At 64.7% G+C, this 12,604-nt stretch carries 9 protein-coding genes; 5 read left to right on the plus strand and 4 right to left on the minus strand.

All coding sequences use genetic code 11. From position 1 onward, the window contains the following. The first annotated feature begins 165 nt into the window (after positions 1–165). The 3 genes from GT613_RS11670 to GT613_RS11680 all read left to right on the plus strand — a co-directional run bounded on the left by GT613_RS11670 (position 166) and on the right by GT613_RS11680 (position 5,875). A complete protein-coding gene (locus GT613_RS11670; protein ID WP_009304976.1) occupies positions 166–2,019 on the plus strand; it encodes an NAD(P)-binding protein in 1,854 nt (617 codons plus the stop codon). Beyond that, positions 2,012–4,723: a formate dehydrogenase subunit alpha gene (fdhF, locus tag GT613_RS11675; protein ID WP_083802126.1), complete on the plus strand. Its 2,712-nt coding sequence runs from the start codon at positions 2,012–2,014 to the stop codon at positions 4,721–4,723. The genes GT613_RS11670 and fdhF overlap by 8 nt, the downstream gene beginning before the upstream one ends. Before the next feature lie 162 nt (positions 4,724–4,885). Further along, on the plus strand, positions 4,886–5,875 hold the full coding sequence (locus GT613_RS11680; protein ID WP_009304973.1) for a diaminopimelate dehydrogenase: 990 nt from the start codon (positions 4,886–4,888) through the stop codon (positions 5,873–5,875). Positions 5,876–5,935: 60 nt separating this feature from the next. On the opposite strand, the gene GT613_RS11685 is transcribed toward GT613_RS11680, so the two are convergent. Continuing rightward, the gene (locus GT613_RS11685; protein ID WP_009304972.1) at positions 5,936–6,346 is read right to left on the minus strand and encodes a peptide deformylase; all 411 of its coding nucleotides are present in this window, start codon (positions 6,344–6,346) and stop codon (positions 5,936–5,938) included. A gap of 252 nt (positions 6,347–6,598) precedes the next feature. Here GT613_RS11685 and GT613_RS11690 point away from each other — a divergent pair, with 252 nt between their 5' ends. Continuing rightward, entirely contained in the window at positions 6,599–7,138 is a 540-nt protein-coding gene (locus GT613_RS11690) for a Fic family protein (RefSeq protein WP_227100919.1), read from the plus strand. Here the strand turns inward: GT613_RS11690 and GT613_RS11695 are convergent. Continuing rightward, on the minus strand, positions 7,129–7,389 hold the full coding sequence (locus GT613_RS11695; protein ID WP_009304969.1) for a hypothetical protein: 261 nt from the start codon (positions 7,387–7,389) through the stop codon (positions 7,129–7,131). The two genes, GT613_RS11690 and GT613_RS11695, sit on opposite strands and share 10 nt — an antisense overlap. Positions 7,390–7,616: 227 nt before the next feature. Between GT613_RS11695 and GT613_RS11700 the strand changes: the two genes are divergently transcribed. Beyond that, positions 7,617–9,656, plus strand: coding sequence for an SEC-C metal-binding domain-containing protein (locus GT613_RS11700; protein ID WP_009304967.1), 2,040 nt, complete (start codon positions 7,617–7,619; stop codon positions 9,654–9,656). 13 nt (positions 9,657–9,669) lie between these two features. Here GT613_RS11700 and GT613_RS11705 read toward each other — a convergent pair whose 3' ends face one another. After that, positions 9,670–11,097 carry an amidophosphoribosyltransferase gene (locus GT613_RS11705; protein ID WP_009304965.1) on the minus strand — a complete coding sequence of 476 codons (1,428 nt, stop codon included), beginning with the start codon at positions 11,095–11,097 and terminating at the stop codon, positions 9,670–9,672. Between the two features lie 148 nt (positions 11,098–11,245). Then, a complete protein-coding gene (locus GT613_RS11710; RefSeq protein WP_009304963.1) occupies positions 11,246–12,580 on the minus strand; it encodes a Na+/H+ antiporter NhaC family protein in 1,335 nt (444 codons plus the stop codon). Between the last annotated feature and the right edge of the window lie 24 nt (positions 12,581–12,604).

Here is a 12,604-nt window from a genome sequence, read left to right on the forward strand (position 1 = left end):
TGTGGGACAGCTGCCGATCGTTCGGTCCGCATGACCCGTCTGCGCCGCTCGCTGCCCGTGTGCCTTCTCCGCGCCTTGCGCGCGCGGCCGCCGCAAGGCGCGTCGTTTGCGTTAGAATGACGCACGGGAAACACGTTGGAGACGCTCGTCGGTTTCGAGCCGATAATGGATGGAGAGCCAGTGGCCAAGCTATCGATTGCGCCGCGGTCGCGCGACGATGCGCGGATTGCCGCGCACCTGGACACCTTCGCGCGCCGTGTCGAGGCGACGCCGCCGGGCATGTGCCCGCTGGCCGTGCAGCTGACCATGCTGCAGGCAAGCGGCGCGCAGACCTGCGGAAAGTGCGTTCCGTGTCGCGACGGCATCCCGCAGCTGGCGGCGATGCTCAAACGCGTGGTGGACTGCGACGCCGACGAGGGCGTACTGGAGGGCCTGCGCGCGCTGGCCGAGATGATCCGCGACACGTCGGATTGCGCCATCGGCTACGAGGCCGCCCGCAGCGTGCTGGAGGGTCTCGATACGTTCGCCGACGAGTATGCCAGCCACGTGCACGTCCGCGTTTGCCAGGCCGGCGTCGGCCAGACGGTTCCCTGCGAGACGCTGTGTCCCGCGCACGTGGACGTGCCCGCCTACATCGCGCTCACGGCGGCGGGCGACTACGCCGGTGCCGTCAACATGGTGCGCAAGGATAACCCGTTTCCCACGGCTTGCGCGTTCGTGTGCGAGCATCCTTGCGAGACGCGGTGCCGCCGCACGCTCATCGATGCGCCCATCAACATCCGCGGGATCAAGAAGTTCGCGGTCGACCAGATGCCAGCCGACCAGGTGGCGCCCCCGCCGCGCAGCGTGGACACCGCGCGCACCGTCGCCGTCATCGGCGGCGGGCCCAGCGGGCTCACCTGCGCGTACTTCCTCGCGCTCATGGGGCACCGCGTGACGGTGTTCGAGGAACGCGCCCAGCTGGGCGGCATGCTGCGCTACGGCATCCCCGCGTACCGCTTTCCGCGCGAGCGCTTGGACGAGGACATCCGCGGCATTCTGAACGCCGGCACCATCACGGCCCGCTGCGGCGAAGCGGTGGGCGCGCATGAAATGGCCGAGATAGCCGACACGTACCATGCGGTGTACGTCTCCATCGGCGCGCAGACGGGCAAGTCGCTGCGCATCGACGGCGTGGATGCCGAAGGCGTCGTCTCGGCAGTGGATTTGCTGGGGGCCATCGGCGATGGCGACTATCCCGACTTCACGGGCAAGCGCGTGGTGGTGGTGGGCGGCGGCAACGTCGCCATGGACTGCGCGCGCACGTCGGTGCGCGCCGGGGCCGACGAGGTCTCGGTGGTGTACCGGCGCCGCAAGGACGACATGACGGCGCTGCCGGCTGAGGTGGAGAGCGCCATCGCCGAGGGCGTGGAGATGATCGTGCTGGAGGCGCCCGCCAGCATCGAGGTGGACGAGCGCGGACATTGCACGGCGCTCATCACGCAGCCGCAGATGATCGGTCCCGTGCGCGGCGGCCGTCCGGCGCCGATGGCGGCCGACAAGCCGACGCGCCGCATAGAAGCCGACATCATCCTCATCGCCGTGGGGCAAGATGTGGTGTCGGGCCCGTTCGAGGAGTTCGGCATGAGCACCACCTGGGGTTGCTTCAATGCCGACGATCATCTTGCGGCCGAAGGGTACGACCATGTGTTCGTGGGCGGCGACTGCCAGACCGGCCCCTCCACGGTGATCCGCGCCATCGGGGCGGGGAAGGTTGCCGCGCGCAATATCGACGAGTTCTTGGGATACCATCACAAGCTGCCGTGCGACATCGACGTGCCCGAACCGTTGCAGAACGACCGCACGCCCAAGGGGCGCGTGGAGATAACCGAGCGTCCCGCGCGCGAGCGGCGGCTCGATTTCGATGGCGTCGAGAACGGAATGAGCCGCGAAGAGGTCGTGCAGGAGTGCGGGCGCTGCCTGCGCTGCGATCGTTTCGGCTGCGGCGTTATGGAAGGAGGCAGGCACCAGTATGCCTAGCATCACGATAGACGGGATCGCCCTCGACGTTGCCGAAGGGTCCACCATCCTCGATGCCGCGCGCGTTGCCGGCATCCGCATCCCCACGCTGTGCTTCCTGAAAGAGCGCAGCGCCATCGCCTCGTGCCGCGTGTGCGTCGTGGACGTGGAAGGGTTCGACCAACCGGTTCCCTCGTGCGCTACGTCCGTGCAAGACGGCATGAAGGTGACCACCTCCTCGCCGCGCGTCGAGGCGTACCGACGCATCGCGCTGGAGCTCATCATTGCCGATCACGGCCTTGACTCCACGAACTACTGCTTCTCGTGCGACAAGAACGGCGCCTGCGAGCTGCAGGCCGTTTGCCGCGAATACGGCGTGTTGGAGTCGCCCTACGAGGTCGCGCAGAAGCGCGAACCGGTGCGCGACGAGAACCCGTTCCTCTCCTACGATCCGAACCTGTGCATCCGCTGTCAGCGCTGCGTGGGCGCCTGCAACGACGCCGCGCGCAACCATTCGCTGCATGCGGCGAAGCGCGGCGTGCGCACGCTGATCGAGGCGCCGTTCGGCGCGAGCTGGCGCGCCACCGACTGCGAGTCGTGCGGCACCTGCGCGCAGGCGTGCCCCACCGGCGCGCTCACCGAGAAGCGCCGAGCGGCGTATCGCTCGTGGGAGACCGGGCGCGTGCGCACCACATGCCCGCATTGCGGCGTGGGCTGTCAACTGGACCTCGTGGTGAAGGACGGCGCCATCGTGGATGCCGAAGCGGCGCCCGGTCCGTCGAACCAAGGGCTTCTGTGCGTGAAGGGACGCTCGGCAAGCTTCGATTTCGTCGACGCGCCCGACCGCATCCGCACGCCGCTCGTAAAGAATCGCGAGACGGGCGAGTTCGAGCCTGCTACCTGGGACGAAGCGCTCGACCTCGTGGCGAGGCGCTTCACCGAGCTGCGCGATGCCCACGGCGGCGAGTCGCTGGCGGCGTTTGCGTGCTCGCGTTCCACGAATGAGGACATCTACCTGTTCCAGAAGATGGCGCGCATCGTGCTCCAAACGAACAACGTGGACTGTTGCGCGCGTGTTTGACACGCCCCCACGGTCGCCGGTCTGGCGACCATGCTTGGTTCCGGCGCGATGACGAACTCCATCGAAGACGTCACGCGCAAGGCGGAGGTCATCATGCTCGTGGGGTCGAACCCCGAGGAGGCGCACCCCGTCATCGGCATGCAGATCCGCGCGGCGGTCGAACGCGGCTGCCGGCTCATCGTGGTCGACCCGCGCGATATCGGGCTGGCCGCGCATGCCGACATCCATTTGAAGCTGAGGCCGGGAACGAACGTCGCGTTCGCAAACGGCATCGTGAACTACCTGATCCAGCACGAGCTGTACGACGAGGACTTCGTGCGCGAGCGCACCGAGGGCTTCGAGATCTTGGCCGCGACGGTGCGCGACTATACGCCCGAGCTGGTGGAGGATATCTGCGGCATCGATCGGCGCGATCTCGTGGCCGCGGCGAAGATGTACGCGGCGGCCGATGCGGCTGCCATCATGTACTGCCTCGGCGTGACGGAGCATTCCACGGGAACCGACGGCGTCATGGCGCTGTCGAACATCGCGATGATCTCCGGCAACCTGGGCAAGCCGGGCGGCGGCGTGAACCCGCTGCGCGGCCAGAACAACGTGCAGGGCGCTTGCGACATGGGCGCCGGTCCCGACGATCTGCCCGGCTACCAGAAGGTGGCCGACCCCGAGGTGGTGCGCCGCTTCGAAAAGGCGTGGGGGGTTGCGCTCCCGCGTGCGCGCGGCATTAAGGCGACTGAATGCTTCCCGGCCATGATCGAGGGCGGCATCAAGGGCCTGTTCCTGTTCGGCGAGGATCCCGTGCGCACCGACCCCGACACCCACCACGTGATCCGCTCGCTCGAGGCGCTCGAGTTCTTCGTGGTGGACGACCTGTTCATGACCGAGACGGCCAAGTACGCCGACGTCATCCTGCCCGGGCGCAGCTACGCCGAGAAGGAGGGCACGTTCACGAACACCGAGCGGCGCGTCCAGCGCGTGCGCAAAGCCGTGGGCGGGCCTGAGGGCGCGTGGCTCGACACCGACATCTTCACCGAGGTCATGAACCGCATGGGCTATGCGCAGCCGCGTCTGAGCGCGGCCGAGGTCATGGATGAGATCGCCTCGGTCACGCCCACGTACGGCGGCATGAGCCATGCGCGCCTCGACGGCGACGAGACGGCCGGCCGCGGCTTGCAGTGGCCGTGCCCAAGCGCCGAGCATCCCGGCACGCCCATCCTGCACATGGGCGAGTTCGCCCAGGGGCTGGGCGCGTTCTCCACACCCGACTACCAGCCGTCCGCCGAGCTGCCCGATGCGGAGTATCCGCTGGTCATGATGACGGGCCGCATCCTGTACCAGTACAACGCCTGCGCCATGACCGCTCGCACCGACGGCGTGAACGAGATAGCGAACCGCTCGTTCATCGAGCTGAACACGTGCGATGCCGAGGCTCTCGGCATCGCCGACGGGGACATCGTGCGCGTCTCGTCGCGCCGCGGCTCCATCGAGTCCGTCGCGCATGTGTCCGAGAAGACGTCGCCGGGACATACGTGGATGCCGTTCCATTTCCAAGACGGCAACAGTAACTGGCTCACCATAGCCGCTCTCGACCGCGTGTCGAAGGCCCCCGAATACAAGGTGTGCGCCGTGAAGGTGGAGAAGGCGTAGGCTGTTGGGGGAGGGGCGCCCGTCGCGTCCCTCCCGTTTCATTTCCAATTCGTTTCAACGACGTGGGGCTTTGTTGTAGTTGACTTGCGTGCGTTGACGATTCGGGTTGCGCCTGTGCATCATTAACGAGTACTTTTCGAGACATCACGGTGAGGAGCACGCATGACGAAAACGCGCGTCGGCATATTCGGATACGGCAACCTCGGGCGCGGCGTGGAGCTGGCCTGCAGGCAGAACGACGACATGGAGCTGGTGGCGCTGTTCACGCGCCGCGACCCGGCGACGGTGAAACCACTGACGGAAGGCGTGCCGGTGTTCGCTGCTGACGAAATGGCATCGCATCGGGACAATATCGACGTGCTCGTCCTATGCGGCGGCAGCGCGAACGACCTGCCGGAGCAGACGCCCGCATGCGCGAACCTGTTCAACGTAGTCGACTCGTTCGATACCCATGCGAACATCCCCGCCCATTTCGCCAAGGTGGATGCCGCTGCGCAGGAGAGCGGCAATGTGGCCGTCATCTCGGCGGGCTGGGATCCAGGCATGTTCTCCATCGCTCGTCTGTACGCTTCCAGCGTGCTGCCCGAGGGCGAGGACTACACGTTCTGGGGCCGCGGCGTCTCGCAGGGTCACAGCGACGCCATTCGTCGCATCGAGGGCGTGGCCGATGCGCGCCAGTACACCGTGCCCGTCGCCTCGGCGCTCGAAGCCGTGCGCAACGGCGAGAAGCCGCAGCTGACCACGCGTCAGAAGCACACGCGCGAGTGCTTCGTCGTGGCCGAGGAAGGTGCCGACCTGGCGGCTATCGAGAAGGCCATCGTCGAGATGCCGAACTACTTCGCCGACTATGACACCACGGTGACGTTCATCTCGCAGGAGGAGCTCGACCGCGATCATGCCGGCATCCCGCATGGCGGCTCCGTGTTCCGCTCGGGCGTGACCGGCGAAAACGGCGAGCACACCCACGTGGTGGAGTACTCGCTCAAGCTGGACTCCAACCCCGAGTTCACCGGCAGCGTGCTAGTTGCCTGTGCCCGTGCCGCGCATCGTCTGAGTCGTGAGGGTGTCGTCGGCTGCAAGACGATGTTCGACATCGCTCCGGCCTATCTCTCCGCCAAGAGCGGAGAGGACTTGCGCGCCGAGATGTTGTAGGGCGTTCTCGACCCGATGCGTCGAAGGCCTCGCTGCGCCCGCGGCGAGGCCTTCTTCATGCTAGATCAAAACGCCGTTGCAGTGGTCGATTTCGTGCTGGATGATCTGGGCGGTGAAGCCGGTGAATGTTTTGACGCGCGGCTTCATGGCGAGATCCTGGTAGCTCACCTTGATGGTGCGGTAGCGCGTCGCGGGTCGCGTGCCCGCAAGCGACAGGCAGCCTTCTTCCGTTTCGTAGGCGCCTGCGCGCGAGACGATCTCGGGGTTCAGCATGGCCAGGTATGCACCTTCGTTGTCGAAGGCGATGATGCGTTTGACTTCGCCGATCATGTTCGCCGCCATGCCGACGCACGAATGGCGGTGCGCCGCAAGCGTGTCCAGAAGATCCTGCGCGATGGGCAGATCGGCTTCGGTAGCCGCCGTTGAAGGCTGTTGCAGAACCAGCTCGTTTCTCATGATGGGACGAATCATCGCGAAGGCCTTTCCACGTGACGAGCCTTTGCCGTTTGGCATGACGAGGCTCGCGCTCCTGCACTCTCTTGGTATAGTGTACGTGAAATCGACGGAGAGGAGGCGCATATCGTGGATGCAGTCGCATTCATGCGCGGCAACAGGGCGTACTTCGAGGATTTCATGACGAGAAGCACCTACCATTCGAACGCCATCGAAGGCAGCACGCTTTCGTACGCCGAAACGTACGCAATCCTCTGGAACGATAATTCTTTGCAGGTAACGGCTACTGCGAGAGAACTGTACGAGGCAATCAACCACAAATACGCGCTGAGCCTGGCGCTTGAGGAAATGCAAGTGACCTTGAGCGAGCGGCTCGTCAAGAGGATTGCGCAGGCTATCAACAAGAACATCAACGAAATCGGCGGCTATCGAACGATCTCGGTGCTCATTCGCGGCGCAGAGCACATTCCGCCGAAGCCGAACCAGGTGAACCAGCTCATGATGCAATTGGTTCACGAGTACAACCATGCCGACGACGTAGACCCGTATCTGCGCGAGGCGCGTTTCCATATCCGGTTCGAGCGCGTCCATCCCTTCGAGGACGGCAATGGACGCACGGGTAGGATACTCGTCAACCGTGGTCTTTTGCAGGCGGGGTTGGCTCCCGTCGTCGTTCCGTTCGAGCGCCGCGCTGAATATCTTGCGATGCTCGCCGACGGCGATTCGGATGGGCTCGCCGAGATGCTCCGATCGCTTTCCCATAGCGAGGAAGAGCGGATCGCAGCGTTTGCCGAGGCCGCTCAGGAATAGATCGCCGCGGCCAGAGCGGCGAGGGCGAACAGGATCCCGAACGTTGCCGCGACGGCGCGTTCCTTTCCGGCGAGATCGAAGCCGATGCCGCGCATGCCGTCGAGCGGGCTGGCCTTCGCGTGGGCCGGGTGCGGCTCCTCGCGCAGCAGGCCGCCGGGGATGACCCGGATCTCGACGGCGCGATTCGGGCGCGCGTGGGCTCCGCGCGTCTGCCGGGGTTGGGGCTGGGATGCGAGGGCTGCATTGCTCATGGGACTCTCCTTCGTCGGCGCTTCGTTCGTATGCTGCGAAGGATACCGGAAACGCGCGGGGAGTGAGTACCACTATCGGGACAAGCGAACCTCCGACGGAAATCAGTCGCGTACTGTGAAACGGTGCAGGTCGAAACAGTCGCGCAGCCCGGTTCTATCGCATGGATGGTACAATGCGATTGTTCCGATAGGTTGATCAGGACGATCCGCGACCGAGGAGTTCTTCCATGATTCTCACGTACGAGCAGGCCGACCGGTTCTATACGCTCATCAACGCGCTGCTTGGGTACGCCAACGAGCGCTTCGAGGTGGTTCGCGAGCTTCCCCTCCCCATCGTCGATCTCGAATCCCAATCCAAGGCTGCCCTCGTGGCCGAGACGCTGTGGGATAGCGTCGGGATCATTGACGACTTCGTCCGCGAGAACCCCTTCGACCTGCCGAAGCGCTTCCTTGACACCGCTCTTGCGTGGAAGGATGCGTTGACGGGTTCGTTCGTGTTCGCGGGGCACGAGGATGGGCGCGCCTTGCTCATGGGCGACGAGGACGTGTTCGCGGTTGCCGGGATACAGTTGGAGCCGAGCGAGTTGCTGAGCGAGTGGCCCGACGTGGTGCGCACCACGTTGCTGCCGTTCGACGATCTGATCGTCTACGACGGCATGTTGAACGTGCTCGGCATTGAGTTCGGCCCCGAGGTCGCTGCTTCCGCCCAGGCGGATTTCAAGGAACGCCGCGCCAAGGGCCTCGTGCGCACCGCTGCGGACTTCGTCGCGCGCTCGCGCGCCCTCAACGAGGCCGGTCGCAACCGCGCCGTCGAGCGTCTCTTGGCCGACGCCGAGCGCGACGCGCGTATCGCCGCCTTCGGGGAGCAGCTTCCCCCGGGCTTCCATCGCGGCGCGCTCGCGGGGCTTACGGAGGCCGAACGCGCTGCGGCCTTCGACGAGCGCTTCGACGCGTGGGATGAGGGGCGCTTCGAGCAGAAGGAGGCCATCCTGCGGGAGCGTGCCCTGGACCGCGAGCCGGCCGGCACGCTCGAGGCGTGCCTGGGGCTGTACACGAAGACGGAGCTCGAAGGCGTCGGTCGGCTGCTCGGCCTCAAGGGACTCTCCAAGCTGCGCAAGGCCGAGCTGGCCCGCGCCGTCGCGGAGAGCGTCCCCTCGTCGTCCGACCTGCTGCGCGATATGCTGGCCGCGTGCTCCCCGGGCGCTTTCAGGACGGCCAAGGAGCTGGCGTGCGAGGGAGCCGTGTCGTTCGGCGCCGAAGATGTGAGCAGACGCCTGTACCTGACGCCCCTCATGCCATACACGTTCCTGTTTTGGCAGGGAGGGCGCTTCACGGCCTTCGCCCCGGAGCAGACCAAGTGCATGCTCGCAGACGTCGACTTCGAGGAGATCGAACGGGTGCGGGTCCGGAACGAAGAGGTGGTGACGTGCGCTGAGGCGTGCACCACCTTCTACGGTGTCGTCTCGCTCGACGATGCCTACCTTCGCTACCGGGAGGCCTGTTCCGATCCTGTGACGCGCCGGCGGTTCGTCGAGCTGATCGAAGTTGAGGCTTCCTTCTTCGAGTGCGGGTTCGAGCTGTGGGAGTGCGACGGGGTGGATCACCTGGTTCACTATGCCATCGGCAACGATTACGCGGCTTCCGAGTACGCCCGTCTGCACGCCCCCGACTTCCTGGACGATCTGACGAGTCTCGCGGACGAGGTCGTAGACGAGGGCTTGATCGAGAAAGCCCTCCACCGGATGGGGGAGGGCCTCGGCTCCGAATGGGAGGAACTTGACGGCTACCGGCGTTTCCTGTTGGAGGAGCACGCGAAAAACCCGCCGCGCCCGTTCGAGCCCTCCATGCTGCAGCGCGACGCGATCGGCGCGCTGTTCGAGCTGTCCACCGTGGTGCAGCTGCGGAACTTCCTGGATGCCCGCGTCCCCGACGGTGAGGACGACTTCTTCTTCGCGGACCGCGTAGTCGAGGCTCTGGTCATGGGTGCGATGGAGGGCGCAGGAATCCAAGATTTGTTTGCCTACGTGCGCGAGCTGGGCCTTGACGCGTGCTGCGAGGACGAGGAACGGCTGCCCAAGCTGATCACGAACGTGTACAACTCGCTGCCCTCGTGGGAGAACAACGGCTGGTCGCCGCAGGAGCTGCTGGAGCGTATGGCCGGCAAGAAGGTGTTCTACAACGAGAGGGGCGACGTCATGAAGGTCGGCCGCAACGACCCTTGCCCTTGCGGCAGCGGCAAGAAGTACAAGAAGTGCTGCGGAAGGTAGACGCCCCTCGGGGTTATTCCTTGCCGGTCCAGCAGTACGTGCACACCTTCTCGGGATCGATGCCGATGGCTTCCAGCATGCCGTCGAGCGACTGGTAGCCTAGCGAATCGAAGCCCATCTGCTCGCAGATGGATTTCAACATGCACTTGCCGCGCTCGGTGGAGCCGTCGGCGTACTCGTCGAGGTGCTGCACGCCCTCCTCGCCTTCCAGCTGGTCCACCATGCGGCGTGCGAGCAGCTCCATGTCGGAACGGCTGCTGGAGAAGCTCAGGTACTTGCAGCTGAACATGATGGGCGGGCAGGCCGAGCGCATATGCACTTCTTCTGCGCCGCACTTGTACAGGAAGTCCACCGTCTCGTTCAGCTGCGTGCCGCGCACGATGGAATCGTCCACGAACAGCAGCTTCTTCTCGTTGATGAGCTCGGGGATGTGTATTTGCTTCATCTTCGCCACGCGGTTGCGCACTTCCTGGTTGCTCGGCATGAACGAGCGCGCCCACGTGGGCGTGTACTTGATGAACGGGCGGGCGAAGGGGGTTTTGCATTCGGTGGCGTAACCGATTGCGTGCGGCACGCCCGAGTCGGGCACGCCGGCCACGTAGTCGAGCTCGGGCGCGCCGCCCGCCGCGGCCTCGTCGCGCGCCATGATGGCGCCGTTGCGATAGCGCATGACCTCGACGTTCACGCCTTCGTAATTCGAGTTCGGATAGCCGTAGTACACCCACAAAAACGCGCAGATCTTCATCTTGTCGCCGGCGGGGGAGATGGTGCGGTACTCGTCGGGGTTCACCAGCACGATCTCGCCGGGGCCCAGCTCGTACTCGTCGCGGTAGCCCAGCTTGTGGTAGGCGAACGATTCGAACGAGATGCAGAAGCCGTCGTCGCTCTTGCCGATGAGCACGGGCAGGCGGCCAACCTTGTCGCGCGCGGCGATGATCTGGCCGTCCTGGGTGATGATGAGCAGCGTGAGCGACCCGTCGATGGATTCCTGTGCGTGCTTGATGCCCGAAACGAAGTCGTCTTTCTGGTTGATGAGCGCGGCGACGAGCTCCGTGGTGTTCACCTTGCCCGAGCTCATGGCCATGAACTGCCGGCCGCCGCTGGCGAAGTTCTTCTCCACCAGCTCCTCGGCGTTGTTGATGGCGCCCACCGTGGTGATGCCGAACGTGCCCAGGTGCGAGCGCACCAGCAGCGGCTGCGGGTCGGTGTCGCTGATGCAGCCGATGCCGCTGCAACCGTGGAAGCCCTGCAGGTCGTCTTCGAAGCGCGTGCGGAACGGCGTGTTCTCGATCGAGTGGATCTCGCGTTGGAAGCATCCTTCCTCCGCATCGTGGAAGATCATGCCTGCGCATTTCGTTCCCAGGTGGGAGTGGTAGTCCACGCCGAAGAACACGTCCAGCACCACGTCGTGATGCGCCGCCGCCCCAAAGAATCCGCCCATTGCTTGCCTTTCGTTGTGCCTGCCGCTAATCCGTGCCAACAAAAATATCAGTATACGGCTACCGCCGGTCCGAAGGAACGCTGAGCGGCCACGATCCGCGTTTTCTGCACGAGTTCGCGCCTCGTGGCGAAGCGTTTTCCCTCTTCGGCTAGCTCTTCTTGTCCGGAACGATGAAGATGAACACGAGCGAGCTGATCAGCAGCAGGAACGGGTAGAACAGAAACGGGATGATCTGGAACGCCGACACCGCGAAGCCAAGCTCCGTGGCGGCCGAGATGGCCACGAGCATCTGGGCGCCGTAGGGCAGGATGCCTTGGAAAACGCACGAGAACGTGTCCAAAAGCGATGCCGTCTTGCGCTTCGAGATGCCGTACGTCTTCGCCATATCGGCGGCGATGGGGTTCGAGATGACGATGGCCACGGTGTTGTTCGCGGTGGCGATGTCCATGGCACCCACCAGCAAGCCCATGCCCAGCTGACCGCCTTTCTTGCTTTTGAACAGGCTTTTGATGCCGTTCAACAGCGCCACGAACCCGCCGTACTCGCGGATGAGCGCGCAGATGGCCGACACCAGCAGCGCCACCATCGTGGTCTCGAACATGCCTGCGGCACCCGAGCCCATGTTGGCCAGCAGGTCGGTGGCGGCAGTGGCACCCGTGGCCACCATGATGATAGAGCCCGACAGAATGCCCAGCAACAGCACAACGAACACGTTCACGCCGATGATGCCGCCAACGAGCACGATGAGGTAGGGGATGAGCTGGATCAGGTCGTACTCGTGAACGACGCTGCCGCCGAGGTCGGCGCCGAACGACAGAGCGAGGATGATGACGAGCGATACGATGGCCGCGGGTAGGGCGATCTTGAAGTTCTCGCGGAACTTGTCCTTCATCTGGCAGCCTTGGCCTTGGCAGGCTGCGATGGTGGTGTCGGAGATGAACGAGAGGTTGTCGCCGAACATGGCGCCGCCCATGACGCTGGCCACGCACAGCGGCAGGCTGAAGCCGGACGCGGACGACACCGCCACGGCGATGGGCGTGATCAGCGTGATGGTACCCACCGACGTGCCCATCGACAGCGACACGAAGCAGCTCACCACGAACAGCACCGCTACGGCGAACTGCACGGGAACGACGGAAAGCAGCAGGTAGGCCACGCTTTCGGCGCTGTCGCGGCCTACGGTGCCCACGAAGATGCCGGCCACCATGAAGATGAGCACCATGGTGACGATGGTCTTGTCTCCCATGCCGCGGCCCATGATGGTAAGCTTGTCATCGAAGGGCAGCTTTCGGTTTTGGAAGCACGCCACCAGAAGCGCGACGAGGAAAATCACCACGACGGGGATGTTGTAGAAGCCCATGGGAATGCCCATGCCGTACTCGAACAAGATGCCCAGTCCCAGATACAGCACCAAAAACACCCCGATCGGAAGCAGCGCCTTGACGTTGCCCTTCTTGACGGTCTCGGTGGTTTTCTCCTCCATATTCGTCCCTTCTTGCCTTCGTCT

It is taken from the genome of Eggerthella sp. BIOML-A4, from assembly GCF_009875575.1.
Classification (GTDB): Bacteria; Actinomycetota; Coriobacteriia; order Coriobacteriales; family Eggerthellaceae; genus Eggerthella; species Eggerthella lenta.